At 39.1% G+C, this 16,888-nt stretch carries 19 protein-coding genes; 7 read left to right on the plus strand and 12 right to left on the minus strand.

Going from position 1 to position 16,888, the window contains the following annotated elements; translation table 11 throughout:
* Window positions 1–111: 111 nt before the first annotated feature.
* Together ACFVSW_RS27465 and ACFVSW_RS27470 are read right to left on the minus strand one after the other, a co-directional pair.
* The gene (locus ACFVSW_RS27465) at window positions 112–699 is read right to left on the minus strand and encodes a YdcF family protein (protein ID WP_387319807.1); all 588 of its coding nucleotides are present in this window, start codon (window positions 697–699) and stop codon (window positions 112–114) included.
* Between the two features lie 134 nt (window positions 700–833).
* Entirely contained in the window at window positions 834–1,685 is an 852-nt protein-coding gene (locus ACFVSW_RS27470) for a DegV family protein (RefSeq protein WP_387319808.1), read from the minus strand.
* 272 nt (window positions 1,686–1,957) lie between these two features.
* On the opposite strand from ACFVSW_RS27470, the gene hmpA reads away from it, so the two are divergent.
* From hmpA to ACFVSW_RS27500, 6 genes are all read left to right on the plus strand, one after another.
* The gene (gene hmpA / locus ACFVSW_RS27475) at window positions 1,958–3,172 is read left to right on the plus strand and encodes an NO-inducible flavohemoprotein (protein WP_387319809.1); all 1,215 of its coding nucleotides are present in this window, start codon (window positions 1,958–1,960) and stop codon (window positions 3,170–3,172) included.
* A gap of 153 nt (window positions 3,173–3,325) precedes the next feature.
* On the plus strand, window positions 3,326–4,039 hold the full coding sequence (locus ACFVSW_RS27480) for a DedA family protein (RefSeq protein WP_387319810.1): 714 nt from the start codon (window positions 3,326–3,328) through the stop codon (window positions 4,037–4,039).
* Window positions 4,040–4,289: 250 nt separating this feature from the next.
* A complete protein-coding gene (locus ACFVSW_RS27485; RefSeq protein ID WP_387319811.1) occupies window positions 4,290–5,066 on the plus strand; it encodes an SGNH/GDSL hydrolase family protein in 777 nt (258 codons plus the stop codon).
* A gap of 13 nt (window positions 5,067–5,079) precedes the next feature.
* On the plus strand, window positions 5,080–5,994 hold the full coding sequence (locus tag ACFVSW_RS27490) for an ABC transporter ATP-binding protein (protein ID WP_387319812.1): 915 nt from the start codon (window positions 5,080–5,082) through the stop codon (window positions 5,992–5,994).
* On the plus strand, window positions 5,987–6,967 hold the full coding sequence (locus tag ACFVSW_RS27495) for an ABC transporter permease subunit (RefSeq protein ID WP_387319813.1): 981 nt from the start codon (window positions 5,987–5,989) through the stop codon (window positions 6,965–6,967). Before ACFVSW_RS27490 ends, ACFVSW_RS27495 begins: the two co-directional genes overlap by 8 nt.
* A gap of 120 nt (window positions 6,968–7,087) precedes the next feature.
* On the plus strand, window positions 7,088–7,456 hold the full coding sequence (locus ACFVSW_RS27500; protein ID WP_387319814.1) for a VOC family protein: 369 nt from the start codon (window positions 7,088–7,090) through the stop codon (window positions 7,454–7,456).
* Between the two features lie 143 nt (window positions 7,457–7,599).
* Here the strand turns inward: ACFVSW_RS27500 and ACFVSW_RS27505 are convergent, their stop codons facing one another.
* Window positions 7,600–8,823 (minus strand): NAD(P)/FAD-dependent oxidoreductase, encoded by a 1,224-nt coding sequence (locus tag ACFVSW_RS27505; RefSeq protein WP_387319815.1) that lies wholly within the window; start codon window positions 8,821–8,823, stop codon window positions 7,600–7,602.
* A 282-nt stretch (window positions 8,824–9,105) separates the two neighbouring features.
* Between ACFVSW_RS27505 and ACFVSW_RS27510 the strand changes: the two genes are divergently transcribed.
* A complete protein-coding gene (locus tag ACFVSW_RS27510) occupies window positions 9,106–9,675 on the plus strand; it encodes a hypothetical protein (RefSeq protein ID WP_387319816.1) in 570 nt (189 codons plus the stop codon).
* 53 nt (window positions 9,676–9,728) lie between these two features.
* Here ACFVSW_RS27510 and ACFVSW_RS27515 read toward each other — a convergent pair whose 3' ends face one another.
* From ACFVSW_RS27515 to ACFVSW_RS27555, 9 genes are all read right to left on the minus strand, one after another.
* Window positions 9,729–9,944 carry a twin-arginine translocase TatA/TatE family subunit gene (locus ACFVSW_RS27515; protein WP_387319817.1) on the minus strand — a complete coding sequence of 72 codons (216 nt, stop codon included), beginning with the start codon at window positions 9,942–9,944 and terminating at the stop codon, window positions 9,729–9,731.
* 79 nt (window positions 9,945–10,023) lie between these two features.
* Window positions 10,024–11,220: a D-alanyl-lipoteichoic acid biosynthesis protein DltD gene (gene dltD / locus ACFVSW_RS27520; RefSeq protein WP_387319818.1), complete on the minus strand. Its 1,197-nt coding sequence runs from the start codon at window positions 11,218–11,220 to the stop codon at window positions 10,024–10,026.
* Entirely contained in the window at window positions 11,217–11,453 is a 237-nt protein-coding gene (gene dltC / locus ACFVSW_RS27525; RefSeq protein WP_024026904.1) for a D-alanine--poly(phosphoribitol) ligase subunit 2, read from the minus strand. The genes dltD and dltC overlap by 4 nt, the downstream gene beginning before the upstream one ends.
* Before the next feature lie 5 nt (window positions 11,454–11,458).
* Window positions 11,459–12,625 (minus strand): D-alanyl-lipoteichoic acid biosynthesis protein DltB, encoded by a 1,167-nt coding sequence (gene dltB / locus ACFVSW_RS27530; RefSeq protein ID WP_387319819.1) that lies wholly within the window; start codon window positions 12,623–12,625, stop codon window positions 11,459–11,461.
* On the minus strand, window positions 12,622–14,139 hold the full coding sequence (gene dltA / locus ACFVSW_RS27535) for a D-alanine--poly(phosphoribitol) ligase subunit DltA (protein WP_387319820.1): 1,518 nt from the start codon (window positions 14,137–14,139) through the stop codon (window positions 12,622–12,624). The genes dltB and dltA overlap by 4 nt, the downstream gene beginning before the upstream one ends.
* Window positions 14,140–14,155: 16 nt before the next feature.
* The gene (gene dltX, locus ACFVSW_RS27540) at window positions 14,156–14,305 is read right to left on the minus strand and encodes a teichoic acid D-Ala incorporation-associated protein DltX (protein ID WP_387319821.1); all 150 of its coding nucleotides are present in this window, start codon (window positions 14,303–14,305) and stop codon (window positions 14,156–14,158) included.
* 293 nt (window positions 14,306–14,598) lie between these two features.
* Window positions 14,599–15,654, minus strand: a complete 1,056-nt coding sequence (locus ACFVSW_RS27545; RefSeq protein ID WP_387319822.1) for a M42 family metallopeptidase — start codon at window positions 15,652–15,654, stop codon at window positions 14,599–14,601.
* Window positions 15,655–15,704: 50 nt separating this feature from the next.
* Window positions 15,705–16,655, minus strand: a complete 951-nt coding sequence (gene corA, locus ACFVSW_RS27550; RefSeq protein WP_387319823.1) for a magnesium/cobalt transporter CorA — start codon at window positions 16,653–16,655, stop codon at window positions 15,705–15,707.
* Between the two features lie 48 nt (window positions 16,656–16,703).
* On the minus strand, window positions 16,704–16,888 hold a 185-nt coding region (locus ACFVSW_RS27555), incomplete at its 5' end, for a hypothetical protein (protein ID WP_387319824.1).

The raw sequence follows: 16,888 nt of genomic DNA on the forward strand, positions 1-16,888 counted from the left end.
ACAAAATTAAAAGGTTTGAGTCCAGTGCAATACCGAACTCAAACCCTAATAGCTGCTTAATTAAATAATCTGTCTAACTTTTCGGGGTCACTTCAGCAAAGTCGAGTTTTTTCAATCAAGAATATATCTTTTTAAATAGAACTTGGTAATCGCTAAATATTCGCGGGTATAAGATTTGACTAATGCCTTCAATGGGGTCTTTGCCGGGAGTCCTTGCACATCTAAGCCTTGGTCACGGGCAATTGAAATTGCTCGGTATAGATGAAAGGTATTCGTCACCACAAGTCCAAGCTTTGCATCTTCGGGAATAAGCTTTTTCGAATAATCAATATTTTCATATGTATCAGTGGAACGATCTTCTAAGATGATTCGAGATTCACTAATGCCTTGCTTAACTAGCTCTATTTTGATAGATTCTGCTTCGGAAATGTCTTCTCCTGGACCCTTTCCACCTGAGGCAATCACGACTGTATCCTTGTTTTCCTTTAAATATTTCGTTGCAGCATTAATTCGACTCGCAAAGGCCAATGAAGGGACCGTGCCTCTAACACTTGCCCCGAGAACGATTAAATAATCTGCGTTTTTAGGTGCCTCCACATCGCTATACTGACTTATTTTAAACTGCAGCAGACCGATATAAATCAGTCCTAAAGCCACAAGAACCCCAAGTATTGATAATATTTTTCGCTTTTTCTTCATTTTTTTCAATCCATTTCTACATGTTTATGGTATATCAATAGTTTGATAGTACCATAAAATAACATTTTTTGATATTTTATATTACAAAAAAGACGCATGAAATAAATTTCATGCGCCTTTCTCTAATCAGTCATTCATTCACAAACCCAAGAAAGCCCAATTGTCCCGACTCCAGTATGAACACCTGCAACCGTTATCAGCATTAATTTTTCTGTTTCGATTGTTGGAAATGTATCGTTTAGATAGATTTCGAGTTCGGTTGCCCTGTTCAAATCATTAGCATGGACAATAGCCACTTTCCGGACTGATTTTGTTTCAAGGTCTTCCTTTAGTTTATTCACCAGCCAAGCAAGCGCTTTTTTTTCAGTGCGAACCTTATCTTTTATTTTTGCGGCACCATCTTCAATCGATAAAATCGGCTTGATATTAAACAGTGATGCGATTAATTTTTGGCTGCCGGAAACCCTGCCGCTTTTGTGGAGCTGATCGAGATTGGACGGGACTAAATACAAACGAGTGTGGTCGCGTAAGGCATTTAATTGTCGAACCACTTCACTGGGATCAATGCCTTGTTCTGTTAGTTCTATGCCTTTTTTTATTAAATAAGAGAGCGGATAGGAACCCGTCTGCGAATCAATCGCAAACAATTTAAAGTCTTCCATTTCCGCTGCCATCACCGATGCTTGGTAAGTTCCGGTTAATAGACTCGAAGCATGAATGGCAATCCCAAAATCATAGTTTTCCTTTAACTCCTTGTAAAGGTCCACAAAGTCAGAGATCGCTGTTTGCGAGGTTTGAAATTTCCCTTCTTCCGTTTTCATTCGGTCATAAAATTCCTGTTCAGAAATATCAATCGTTTCTTTGTAGAATTGATCATTAATGACAACGTGCAGGGGAATAACATGTATATGGTGCTGCTCAATAAACTCTTTACTAAGAGATGCTGTCGTGTCAGTAATCCATGCAATTTTTGCTTGTTTCATCATAATCCTCTTCCTTTAGTAAAATTCTCCCAAAAATGCCCTTGATTGTTAATTCAATGAATGGGGGCAAGTTATTTCATAACTAGGGTAAACGATACAAGAATGAATACTATCCAACTAGTTATATTTGTCATGGTAAATAGTGAACACTTTGTGAAGTTTTTATGAAAAAGTTATTCAACAATAAACGAAGTGTGATATAAATCACTTAGTCGATGTGAATTTATTCATATAATCACTATGGATATAGGAAAAACAATTAAGGAGTGTTAGTTGTGTTAAATCAAAAAACAATTGATATCATCAAATCAACGGTACCAGTATTAGAACAACACGGAGAAACGATTACTACTCGATTTTACCAATTGATGTTTGGGAACCATCCTGAATTATTAAATATCTTTAATCATGCCAACCAAAAGCAAGGGAGACAGCAAAAAGCACTTGCTGGAACGGTATATGCCGCTGCCATGTATATTGATAATCTTGAAGCGATTCTGCCGGTAGTGAAGCAAATTGCTCATAAACATCGAAGCCTTGGAATCAAACCGGAGCACTATCCAATTGTCGGAAAACATCTGTTATTAGCGATTAAGGATGTGTTAGGGGAAGCAGCAACGGATGAAATTATCAATGCCTGGGCTGAAGCTTACAATGTAATTGCCGATGCCTTTATCAGTGTCGAAGCAGAAATGTACGATGAAGCAGCCCGTCAACAAGGCGGCTGGGATGGCTTCCGTAACTTCATTGTTGCCCGCAAAGTGGTTGAAAGTGATGTCATTACTTCTTTCTATTTAAAACCGGAAGATAACAGCGGGATTGCAGGCTTTCTTCCAGGACAATATATTAGTATTAAATTAGAAATAGACGGCGAGGAATATACGCATATTCGTCAATACAGCCTTTCGGATGCTCCGGGTAAAGACTATTACCGAATTAGTGTAAAACGCGAAGCAGGAACCGGTAATCCAGATGGTATGGTATCTAATTACCTGCATTCCGGTGTAAACGAAGGAGATATCCTCAATGTAAGTGCACCAGCGGGTGATTTTGTTCTTGAGACTGAAAAAAATACACCTGTTGTGTTACTTAGCGGCGGTGTTGGTCTAACACCAATGATGAGCATGTTAAAGACGGTTGTGGAAATGCAGCCTGAACGGAAGGTGACATTCATTCATGCGGCTGCTAATGGAAAGGTCCATGCTCTTAGGGAAGAAGTAGAGGAATTGTCGAAGCTTGAACATGTAACCTCCTATGTCTTCTATGATTCACCGACTGAAGAGGACCGTAGAAACAATCGCTTTGATGTTGAAGGCTATGTGACACGTGATTGGTTGAAAGATAAAATCGCTATCGAGGAAGCAGATTTTTACTTCTGTGGACCCGTTCCTTTTATGAAAGCAATTAATCGTTCATTAAAAGATTTAGGAGTTAAGGAAGAGAGAATTCACTTTGAATTCTTTGGACCAAAGGGAAATTTAGAAGAATAATTAGAACGAAGCCGATTTCTGAATAGGAAGTCGGCTTCGTTTTTGCCCAATAAATTTATTCAAACCATTTACTATATTAGTGAAGTATGGATAAAATACCAATAGGACGACAAAGTAAAAAATGTCCATGTTTGGAAGAGGGGGAAAGCATCCTTGCAATTTTTAACAACATTTATGAATGAGTATGGCTACCTTGTCCTGTTTCTCTCCTTAACTCTGGGGATTATGGCGCTTCCACTGCCAATTGAAACGATGATGTGTTATGCAGGTTTCCTATCTTTTCAGGGACAGCTTAACTGGATCGGATGCGTGTTTTCTGCTGGAGCAGGTTGTATATTGGGGATATTTCTATCCTATTGGATTGGTCAAAAACTAGGCATGCCCTTTTTTGAAAAATATGGCAGGCGGATCCACTTAGGACCTGATCGCCTTGATTCAACATCAGCCTGGTTTAAAAAATACGGAAACAAACTGCTAATCGCCTCATTATTTATCCCTGGTGTCAGGCACCTTACCGGCTATTTTGCTGGAATTACCCGCCTCAATTTCAGGATTTTTTCTATATACTCTTTACTTGGTTCGATGATTTGGGTCGCTACCTTTATTCTATTAGGTAAAATGCTTGGCCCAAGATGGGAAACTTTTCACGAGATTATTAAGAATTATTTGATTGCCGCGGGCATGATTTTGGCTTTCGTTATCATTCTTTTTTATTTGCTGAAAAAATATCGAGTTGGAATTCTTCGAGCATCGATAAAGTTTGGAAAAATCGTTTTAGCTGCTTTTTTTCGGTCACGAGGAAAAGCTGAACTATTTCTTACAATCATTTCGATTGGTATGATTAGTTTTATTCTATTAATGGTATGAAGAACTGCAGCATAGCATTTTTCACCTGCTGGATCCGAATGTTTTCCACCATTGATGCCCCGAAAAAGAGCTCTCGGTGCGAATATAACATCTTTAAAACGGAATCCAGCTTCGGGTTCCTTTATTTTTTTGGAAAAATGTTAAGAAATATCGAACCTTTCTGAAGTTGAGGCAATTTGTAAGCGTTGAAAGTTTGATTCACTTCGCAACTGTGATTAAATGAAAGAAAAGGCCAGAAAGGATGGTAGATATGAATAAGAATGTTATACGCTCGATTACTGTCATAGCGGTATTCTTTTGCCTCGTCTGGCTAATTGGGCTTGGCTGGGCAGTAGGGGAATACTATGCCGGCAAACCGGAAAAGGTTCCGGAAGTAAATTCTGTTTCCAAGAAAGCCGAAAATAAAAAAGGGTTGACCATTGTTGCCTTGGGTGATTCATTAACTAGAGGAACGGGTGATGAGACAGGAAAAGGCTACGTAGGCGTTTTAATCGATGAAATCAAGGAAAAAACAAAGCGTCCGGTCCAGCTCACCAATCTTGGCATCAATGGGCAAACTTCCACTCAGCTAAGGAAGCAGGTGCAGCAAACCGAAATCGGCAGGCAAATAGAAAAAGCAGACATGGTATTGGTAACGATTGGCGGCAACGATTTGTTTAGGGGCGGGCAAGGATTAGCAGACTTTGATACAGGTGATATTGCCGCAATCGAAAAGAAATACCTGGAAAATCTAAAGTTTATTCTTGAAGAAATTCGCAAGAACAATCCCAATGCAAATGTATTTTTCATAGGGCTGTATAATCCGTTTATTGATTTAGACCAAGGGAAAGAGATGTCAAAAATAGTGCGTCACTGGAATTATGACAGTGCAGAAGTAAGCGCTGCATTTCCGAAAATTGTCTTTGTCCCAACCTTCGACCTGTTTGAGTTAAAGGTGAACGATTATCTGTATTCCGACAAGTTTCATCCAAATACAAAAGGGTACCGTTTGATTGCTGAACGTGTAGCCTCACTGCTCACATGGTAAGGAGAGTTTGGTCATGGAGAAAAATATCACTTTGTCCGTTAAGGACTTAAAAAAAGAAATCGGAAAAAGAGAAATTATCAAAGGATTGACCTTCGATTTGCGGGAAGGAGAAGTATTTGGGTTCCTTGGACCAAATGGTGCCGGAAAAACAACGACTATCCGCATGCTTGTCGGTCTGATTAAACCGACATCAGGAAGTGTCCGGATTTGCGGATACAATATTGAAGACCATTTTCAGGAAGCGATGAATAATCTGGGCTGCATCGTCGAAAATCCTGAACTTTATCCGTATCTATCTGGTTATAATAATCTGCTTCATTTTGCACGGATGCTTGAGGGAATTGGGGAAAAGCGGATAAAAGAAGTAACGGAGCTTGTTGGATTAACGGAAAGAATCCATGATAAGGTGAAGACCTATTCTCTTGGTATGAGGCAGCGTCTCGGAATTGCCCAAGCACTCCTAGGAGAGCCAAAAGTATTGATTCTCGATGAACCGACGAATGGGCTGGATCCTGCCGGAATCCGTGAAATGAGGCAATTTATTCGCTATCTGGCAGAAAAAGAAGGTCTAAGTGTCCTTGTTTCAAGTCATTTATTGAGTGAAATCCAATTACTTTGTGACCGGGTAGCAATTATTTCAAAAGGGTCGATTATTCGGGTCGATACCGTCCAGCACCTGCTTGCGAATCGGGAACGAGTGGTTTGGCGCATTTCTCCCCTTGAAAAGGGAAAACAGCTCTTAAGTTCGTTAACTCCGATTGAAGTTAAGGAAGACGGTACGATCTTAACCGAATTTAATGAACAAAAGACACCAGAATGGAATAGACAGCTGGTTGAAGCAGGTGTTTCTGTTACTGAAATCAATCGAAAGATGCCGGTGCTTGAAGAGTTGTTCCTCGAACTAACGGGGGGTGACACGATTGAATAAACTGATTCAAAATGAAATGATGAAGCTTATTGCCAAGAAGCGACTTATAGTGATTGCGATTATTATCGGCGTGCTCGTTATGTTATTTACATATGCCCAATATAAGCAAGTTCAAACACAGCGTGAAAAATTAGGCACAAGTGATTGGCGCACCATTTTACAACAGCAGATTATCGATACGACGAACCGCTTGAGCAGCAGTCGAATGCAGGACGAATGGAAGAAGCAGCTGCAAATATCCCTGAAGCAGCAGCAATATTATCTAGACCATGATATCAATCCGGCAGAGCCCGGTGCCCCAACGTTCATGAGAATCTTTTTGGAAAACTCAATCGATCTATTTCTTCCATTAATGGTCATGGTCATTGCCAGCGACTTGGTATCCTCGGAGCACAGTTTAGGTTCAATAAAGCTATTGCTGACGAGGCCGGTCAAGAGGTGGAAGGTGCTATTGAGTAAATATATTACCCTATGTTTAGCGATTTCACTGATCATTGCGATGGCTGGAATCCTTTCTTATTTAATATCCGGGGTGGTGTTTGGCTATAAGGGCTGGGGGGCACCAATCTTAACCGGGTTTAATGTGACGGAAACGGGGTTAAATACCTCTGAAGTGAAACTACTAAGCCTGTGGAAGTTTTTATTAATGGATTTCGGCCTTGTTTGGTTTGTCTCGATTGTAGTGGGGACATTATCATTTATGCTGTCTGTTTTGATTCGCAGTACTGCGGCCGGAATGGGTGTGATGCTCGCTGCCTTAATCTCTGGAGCCATTTTAACGAATATGGTATCTTCATGGGAAACGGCAAAATACCTTTTTATGGTCAATCTGCGGTTAACTGACTATATGAAAGGAACGGCGCCGCCGATTGAAGGAATGAATCTTTCCTTCTCTATTATGGTCCTATTCGTTTGGTGGGCTGCCGCATTATTTGTTTCATTTTTTGTCTTTACTAAAAAAGATGTTTATTAATAAAAAGCTATTTCCGTTTAGTCGGGAATAGCTTTCTTAATTGGTCAGATTTGATGGAAAATTAAATATTTTATAAAATAATAAAGGAAAGATAAGAACGGAAAAATGGGGGGAATCATTATGTCGTTTGTGATTAAAAAAATCGAACATGTTCAGCTTGCTGCGCCGAAGGGGTGTGAAGCGGCGGCGAGAGAATTTTTTGTAGAAATCCTCGGTTTAACTGAGGTTGAAAAGCCAGAGGAATTAAAGAAACGCGGCGGGGTTTGGTTTGAATTTGGGGCATTTCAAATCCATATTGGAGTGGAAGAACCATTTTCACCAGCTAAGAAAGCTCACCCAGCATTTGTCGTTGAAAACATCGAAGAGTTAAAAAAGCGCCTTCAGGAGAAGGCTGTTGATTTTACTTCCGACGACAATCTCCCGGGAGCGAACCGAATTCATGTTCATGACCCATTTGGAAATCGGCTTGAATTTTTAGAGTGGATTTAATAGTTCAGCCCCATTCCAGATAATTGAAATGGGGCTGTCAGCCTTAAATTGGGGGATTCAAGGCAGATGTATTAATCTAATCAATTGGAAAGCAGGGGAGGGGTACCCTGCCGCCAGGGAAAATAAGCATGTTCATTAGTTGATTACTGTTTCGCCGTTACCTTTACAGGTTCACGGCTGACGCCAAAGTGCTGCTTAACAATCAGGGACGGGCCGCCAAGGTTGAATAAATAGCGGGCCTCAATCACTTGTTTCATAAAGGCCCCAAATAAACCGGATAAGCGGAAGTTCCCTACTTTACCAACGGCAGCCATGAGTCCAATCGAAGCGACAGAGCCTTTATGGTGATATTCAAACGGTTTTAACGTTTCTCCCCGTAATGAAGCGACAATGTTTTTCGCACATACAGGTGCTTGTTGCAATGCTACTTGTGCGGTTGGCGGTAATGCGTTTTTCTCATCCTTCATGAATAAGGCGCAGTCACCGATACTAAAGACGTTTTTCATGTTTTTTACGCGAAGGCAAGCGTCTATTGGGATTTTCCCTTTTTCAATCGGCAGACCCCATTTTTGAACGATGGTGTTTCCTTTTACACCGCAAGACCAAATTAACGTCCGGGTTGGGATATCGATGTTATTTTCAAGACGGATTTTTTCAGGCGTGCATTCCAGCATTTTCCGTCCTGTTATTAACTCAATATTGCGTTTTTCTAACACCATTGTTGTATATAGGATAGATTGCTTAGGGAAAAACGGTATAACAGATGGTGAAGCCTCGACAGCGACAATCCGGATCTTTTCAAAAGGAATATCATGCTGCTTACACAGTTTAGGGAGACCGTCCGCTAATTCCCCAAGCATCTCAATTCCGGTAAAACCGCCGCCAGCGACAACAAAGGTTAATCGAGAAGGGTCGTGATCTTCTTTATAAAGGTTAAATTGTTTAATGATATGATGGTAAATCGCTTTTGAACTTCTAAAACTGCGAATTTCAAAGGCATTTTCTTTCACTCCAGGAACACCAAATGTATCCACTTCAAATCCTAGTGCAATTAATAAATAATCATATGGAACTGTATTCCCGCCTTCAAGATGGACCTCCTGTTTCTCAATATCAACTGAAGACACAGCTGCTTTAAGAAAATGGGTTTTGCCAGAATTGATTAGTTCGGGAATTGAGAGCGCAATTTGCCGGTCTGCTGCTGTTCCTGCTCCTGTTTTAATAAGCTGTGTTGTCAGGTAATGATAATCATGTTTATTAATTAAGGTAACATCTGCTTCGCCTGATTTTAATAATTTTTCTAGGCTTTTACTTGTGATGAGTCCGCCATATCCTGCTCCTAGGATTACGATCTTTGGTCTTGTCATCATTCTCCACTCCTTACACCCATTAATAGATTTTTTCTCTTTTTATTGTGAAATATTTCACAATCCATTTTAAAAAAATAAGCAAATGTCCTACTATGTATTGTGAAATATTTCACATACCTTTTATAATATTAGAATACGCCATTTTTCATAATTTCTCAAGTGAAATATCACTAAATTTTTGTCAAATTGGTAAATTTTTTTTAACAAACTGGGAATGCTAAATCCGTGCCGGAAAAACTGGTTTATTTTTCAAATAAGGAAGCATGAAAGGAGAAAATGATGAAACTAAAAATGTTATGTTTGGCCTTAGGGTTAGTATTAACTATTCCGAATTTCGCTGCGGCAAATGGTAAGGTGCCTGATACCAAGGGGGAACAACGGGAAGATGCACCTTGTGATTGCCAAGAAGGGAAGGAACATCACCACCATATGATGCACCGGGATTGGCATGCCCATATGGCGGAAAAAGAGCAGATGCTGCTTAAATGGGTGGACCAATATACACCGGATAAGAAGGGTGAATGGACAAAAGTTCTTGCGGAAAAGAAGACTCTCCGCAACGAATGGATGAGCCCTGAAAATGCCGAAAAACGGGAACGGTGGAAAAAAGAGAAGATGGCCAAAATGGAAGAGCTAAAAAAGCAATTCGATGAAGGCAAGATAACGAAAGAGGAATTTATCAAAAAGGCACATGGAGAAAAACATTTGGGACATTGGAAAATGTTCCATGAATTAAGACTTGCCGTAGAGAAAAAGGATGATAAGAAAGCGGCAGTCCTTCTCAATCAACTACTTGATCAAGCAAAACAGCATAACCTAAGGATAAAGGAAATGCTGAAAAAGGAATAAACATATCTAAAAAAAATCCTCTGATACTAAATCAGAGGATTTTTATTGAAATGTTATTTTTTTAAGTTGATTTCTTCTTGTTTCGCTTCTTTGATATCTGCTTTTAATTCTTCCTTAATATCTTCCGTAATCCCATCGGTTGCTTTTTTAAATTCACGGATTGATTTGCCAAAGGCACGTCCAATCTCAGGTAATTTATTCGGTCCAAAGATCACTAAAGCAACAGTTAGAATTAATATTAATCCTGGAACACCAATATTTGAAAACATTTCCTCATCTCCCAGCGCTGGGTAATTTGATCAAGAACATTATACCTCTAAATAGAACGTTATTCTAGTAATTTCCCATCTATTGATACAGAATTGTCGATATTTCCTTACCTTCGTAAAATTCTTTTATTGCTTTATCTGTATAGACCCAGCCTTTCCAGCCAATATGAATCGTATCCTTCATGAAATAAGGATCATATTCATGGTCGGAGAAATCGGCAATTTGAAAGCCTTCTGACTCAATTTGTTTCTTAATCCGTTTGTAATACGAGGTGCGGCCTTCCTTTGGAAAACCAGTATAGTCGTACCACTTTCCGTTTACCGGAACAGAAATAAATAAAGGGTGTGCCCCAGATTCCTTTAGAAGATCGAGTACAAGTTGAAAGTCATCATATTCAGGGGACTTCCCATAGGAAGCCTTACCTTTCTTATCTTTTAAAGAAGGGACCATTTTTTTTATTTTGTTATACTGGTAATCACTTACATAGAATGGGTTGTTTGTTGATTTTCTTTTCCCAACCTGTTCCGCCTGAACCGCTAATTGTTCCCATGACATATTATTGACTTTGGGGTTTATTTCACGATTCCGGGAAGTTCCGCCTGCCAAGGTGTAATAGAGATCCTTTTTCACCATTAAATCACGGTAGGCACTAGCGAAGGGACGAACGATAGCAGCCTCTCTTTTGGTCCAAGGATCATTCGTTATCTCTGCTTTGTATATAATGGATAACATCGGATCGCTTTTGATTGGTGAAAAAGTTAATAGACGTTTAATCGCCATTTTCTTCACAGTTGGATTGATTTTATTATTAAAAGCAAGATCGTATCCTTGAAGGGAAGAATAATTGGGAGCAAAGTGTGATTCGTCTGTCCCATTTGGCTGAAACCACTGCGGTGACAAGACGAACACGATTTTCTTTCCCTTAAGCTGATCGGTATGCTCCGAAAAATTTAAAAAATGAATTAATGATTCAGTCCCGCCGCGGCCAACGAGAAATGGTGTAAAATCTGCTCCTGTTTCTTTGAAATAATTGGCCGGATGGAAACGGTCAAGCCGTGCAAGCTCAGAGGAACCATAGATTGGCAAGAAATGTTTATCCTCGAGCATTTTTTGCTGGACATACTTTCCTTGAAACATAAATGGATTTAATTCTGTTGCCGCTTGATCAATTCTATTTTCCGGAATCATGCCTTCAATCCATTTATTCGGTAACAAAACCAAGATTACCAGCACAAGAAATGCCAGGATCATGGGTGTGAATAAAGCTTTTTTCATTTCATATCAGCCAGCTGAATGGCGATGTTGTTTGGTGTATTCCAAACATCACGATCGAACTCGGTAATTGGAACGAGAATGCCAAAGCGTTCTTCGACCTGTACAAGCAATTCAACTGTTCCAAAAGAATCTAATAAACCAGCATCAAATAAATCGATATCTGGATTTTCCTTTACAACATCGTCTTGACAAATTTCCGCTAATAATGAAATAACCTCATTTTTGAAATCCATAGTGATCAAGCTCCTTTATGAAATAATTGTCCTGAGAAAATATAAAAACCAAAGCAAATAACATGGAAGGTAATAATAATCGCCACAATATGGGTGACTTTGTTTTGCGGCCACCATTTGTGCTTCTTATTAAACCGTTCGAACGAATTGTAAGCAATCATTAATAAGGCATGGTATGCTCCATAAATGATATATTGCAGTGCCAATCCATGCCATACTCCCATTAATAAAAACAATAAAATATAGCCGAGATTGGAAAGAAGGTTACGATTTTTAATCCATTTCTTCTTCGTCATCCAAAAGATAAACCGCATATAAACATAGTCTCTGAACCAAAAGGAAAGACTCATGTGCCAGCGATTCCAGAAGTCTTTAATATTGCGGCTAAGGAAGGGCTTATTAAAGTTTTCCGGGGATTTAACCCCCATAATATAACTAACACCAATTGCAAATGCACTATATCCAGCAAAATCAAAAAAGAGATATAAGCTATATGAATACATATAGTAAAGGTGATTCTGAAATTCGCTATGGGCGATAAACCTTAATTGGCTGATAAAAAAGTGGTTGATCGAATAGCCGATAATATATTTATATAAAAAGCCAAGAAAGATTTTATTGAGCCCTTCATAGAGTAAAAGTTTATATTGTTCTGCTGTAACGTCGAGTTTTAATTCTTTCTCGAAGCGACGGTAGCGATCAATTGGACCAGATGAAATGGTCGGGAAGAACAAAATAAAATAGAGGAGGCTGGTCAACGGCAGATTAGATTTTATCAGGCCATCCCGTGTCTCCATTATTAATTGTGTTCCCTTAAAGGTTAAATAAGATATTCCAAGAAAACTAATCAAGTTCAACGTGGAAAAATAAGGAATTACCTTTGATAGAATCAAAGGCAGGATTGAGAGAATGACTGCTAAGTAAAAAACGGAATCACGATTGGCTTTTTTTCGATAGGCGAGATAGGACTTAATTAATACTACTTGCCAAATTGTAAATAAGCATAAGGCGATTGCTTGATTAAGTGACGATGAGAATATTAACGCTAAGGCGATAACCGTCACAAACATATTATAGCTATGAAATCTTTTTCCCTGTAAACCAAGTATAACGGTTGGTGCTAATAGAACAGCAAGGATGAAAAAGAATGTAAAAGAACCATATGGTGTCATTTTAATACCATTTCCCTAAATTTTTTTCGGTCCATCTTTCCGTTAGGTGTCATCGGAAGATCTTCATAGTAAGAGAACTTTCTTGGAATCATATAAGCAGGGATTACCTCAGCAAGTTCTTTTTTAATGGCACTCGTTAATTGATAGTCTTTTTCGAAATCATGACTGGCGGGGATAATCGCTGCCAATAAATACTCGATTTTATCATTTTGATAGATTGGAACCACCGCTGCTGATTTCACATATTTTGAATTGGCAATATGATATTCAATCTCCTCTAATTCCATTCGGTAGCCGTGAAGTTTAATTTGAAAATCGATCCGGCCTTTATACATAATGAGCCCTTCCTGATTTTCATAGGCTGCATCGCCTGTTCGATAGGCCTGTTCCCCTTCATATTTGAAAAAGGACTTTTCGGTCAACCCCTGCTCACCTAAATAGCCTTTGCTTACACCAGGACCGACAATGATCATTTCGCCTTTTTCTCCCTGCTGGACTTGAGAGCCATTCTCGTCAAGAAATACTATCCGTGTATCTGCTTTTGGCTTACCGATCGGGAGATTCTGATATCGGACCAGCATCTCAGCGGTAACCTCAATCGACGTGACGGCGACTGTCGCTTCGGTCGGACCATAGGTGTTAAATATTTTTGCGTTAGGGAATCGTTCTAATAGCTGCCGGCAAATCTCAACAGGGAGAATTTCCCCGCAAAATAAAAATACTCTGAGTTCAGGCAGCAGTTCTTGTGTAAATGATGGATCCATTAAACACATCTGAACGAAAGAAGGCGTTGAAGTCCAGACCTGTGTTTCTGATGTTTCCAATGCTTGAAATAACAGTTTTGGTCTTGCAATCATTTCTTTTGTAATCGCAAAAATAGTTCCCCCGCTGGCAAGCGCCGGATAAATATCCATCACGGATAAATCAAAAGAATAGGGTGCTTGATTTAAAAAGCGAAGCTGGCCATTGATTGGAAAGTCTTCAACCATCCAATCGACAAAGCTTTGCAAATTATTAGCGGAAATTTGCACTCCCTTAGGGTTACCCGTACTTCCAGATGTATAAATAATATAGAAATTTTCTTCGCCCGTGACCCAGTCTTTGGGGTCAATTGGCACTAAAGAAGCATCTTCTGAGATGATTTTGTCGTAATCGACAATAGAGTTCGGAAAAGCATCAAGCTCCATCAATTGCCCTGAAACATTGATGACCAATTCTGTTTGGGCGCTATTAATGATATGAATAACCCGTTCCATTGGAATCGAAGTGTCAACAGGTATATATGGATTTCCTGCTTTTACACAGCCTAGGAAGGTTGAGATCATTGCTGCTTCCATATGACCGTAAACTAAAATAGGTGTATGTTTTTTAATCTTTTGATGTAACAAAAATGCTGCCACTTGTTCAGATTGCCGCCAAAGTTCGCTATAGGTGATTTCCGATTCTGGAGAAATATAGGCAATTGTATCTGGTTGTGTATGTGCATAATCTCTAATCGTGTTTAACATATTCATAGTTGACTGCCCCTCCTTAAAAATCGTTGTAAATATAGGAACCTGCACTTGCATCATTAAATCCGTACATAAAGAATAATAAAAGCAGGATCAATAAATAGTAAACAAACCGGCTAAGCCACTTTAGCTTTTGGTTTGTCATAAAGTCTTTAAATCTATCAAACATGGCGGATTAGCCCCCAAATGTAAATATTGTTAATAGGAAAATTTGCTTTATTTGTGAAATGTCAAAGTAGTAGTTCGGAAGAATGGATGTCTTTTCCCATTTCTTTTCCTAATAACTGACTTTCTTATCATAATGTGCTTTATTGTTAGATGCAATAAAAATTTGATTAGAAATTAATTAAAATTACATTATTGTTACATTTTTATTTCAATGCTTGAACAATAAAAGACCGGATTTATCATTTCCGGTCTTTTCGTTTTAAATATTTTATGGAAAAAGAGGGATTTGAACCACTAATTATTAGCAACTAAATTGGATTGTACATAATGATATAAGAGCTTTGCTGTATTTTCAAGCGATAATTTATGTGTCCGTTCAAAGGCGTGGGATGAATCAATCCCCGGGCCAATTAAACCGTGGACAATGTCGTGGCCAGAACGAATAGCGGCTGACGCATCAGAACCGTAGAATGGGTAAAGATCCAGTTTATATTCAATCTTATTTTCTTCGGCAAGGTTAACTAAATGTTTACGCAATTCATAGTGGTATGGTCCGCTTGCATCCTTTGCACAAATGGAAACCGTGTATTCATCTGTTGACTGTCCGTCACCCATGGCCCCCATATCGACGGCTAAATATTCCACCGTTTCCGGGCTAATATTCGAGTTTCCGCCATAGCCAATTTCTTCATTGTTCGAAATTAAAATGTGTGTCGTGTATGGCAATGTAATTTTTTCCGTTTTAAGCTGTTTGATTAGTTGCAGAAGTATGGCCACACTTGCTTTATCATCTAAATGACGAGATTTAACGTAGCCGCTAGGAGTCACTTCAACCCGCGGGTCGAACGAAACAAAATCGCCAACTTCAATTCCCAGTGCGCGAACTTCTTCAGCAGTATGTACTTTTTCATCGATTCGAATTTCGATATTTTCCTGATTGCGTTCTGCTTTGCCAGCATCCTTATATACATGGACGGACGTTTGGTGCATGAGGATTGTGCCTGTATAAATTTTTCCGCTGCTTGTTTCAATCTGACAGTATTCGCCTTCGATGGAATTGTATTTAAATCCGCCAATCAAATCGATTTTTAATCTGCCGCTTGGTTTAATTTCCTTCACCATGGCCCCCAGTGTATCTACATGTGCAGTCAGCATCCGGTGTCTGCTTGAATCTTTTCCTTCAATGGTGGCAATTAAACCGCCTTTTCGATTCCTTTTCGTTTCAATAGCTTGTTCGGCAAAGAACTTTTCAACAAAAGTAATGACCTCATTTGTGTTGCCGGATGGGCTTGGAATTGACACTAGATCTGTCAGTAATTTTATTGTTTCTTCTGTATTAATACTAGCCATTTCGTATTCCCCTTTCTGAATTTTCATACTTTCCTATTATACACTTTTCGTTATTTAAACCATCCTTTTTTTATAAACCATAGTGTCATCCCGGCTGCAATTAAAATCATTAGGCCAAGCGCGCCGAAATAGCCATACTTCCAATTTATTTCAGGCATGTTTGTAAAGTTCATTCCATAAACACCGACGATAAAGGTGAGCGGCATGAAGATGGTCGTGATGACCGTCAAGACCTTCATGACATGGTTTGTTTCATTCGAATTAATCGAAATATAGCTGTCGCGTATGTCGGTGGTAAGTTCCCGGCTGGCTTCAATCATTTCCGTTAACTTTAGCAAATGATCATAAATATCAGAGAAATAGGCCTTTTTTTCCAGAATACTACCTAGACGCTGCGAATTAAGAATCCGGTACAAAAGATCTCTCATTGGTGAAATAGTATGTCTTAACGAGAGAAGATCATGTCTTGTATCAAATAAATCCTTGAGCAATGCCTCCATCGATCTTCCTTTTGAATTCTCATCAATTTCATTTAACGTATCATCAATTTGATTAACTAACGGAAAATAATTGTCGACCATAGTATCAAAAATATGATAGAGAACATGGGAGGGGTCCCATTGCTCTATGTTTGGCGATTGACTAAAACGATTCCAAACATCGTCAATTTCTACAGAGGGTTCATGATGAAAGGTGACGATATAGTTTCGGCTGAGAAAGAGGTTAACCTCTTCTCTCTTCATCGTTTTTTGGTTCAATGCCTGGGCCACAAAAAAGTCATAGTCATCATAATAATCAAGCTTTGGTCTTTGGAGATGGTGAATACAATCTTCAATCGCCAAAGGATGGAAGGAGAGTGGATTCCGTAAAAATTCAATTTCTTCTTTATCAGGCTGCTGAAAATCAATCCAGTACCATTTAAAATCCCCTGACACCAACTCAGTTATTTCCAAATCTTTAATTAGTTCATTATTTTTTTTGACCGCAATCGTTCTTAACACAATCGTATTCCTTTCAATAAAAAAATATCGAAAACCACCATTTCTGAGCTAATAGCGCCCCGAAAAAAATTTTTTCTTATAGCTATTAAAACATATTATCCTATTTCGGCGTAATTTTTTGCGGATAAATATTTTTAGAAAAGGCTGTGTTAAAGCACATTGTTGATTTTGAGCACAATGTTGATTGGAGTGGAAGGCGCGAGACTCCTGCGGGAGCAGCGGGACAGGTGAGA

The organism is Neobacillus sp. NPDC058068 (genome assembly GCF_042885335.1).
Lineage (GTDB): Bacteria > Bacillota > Bacilli > Bacillales > Cytobacillaceae > Neobacillus.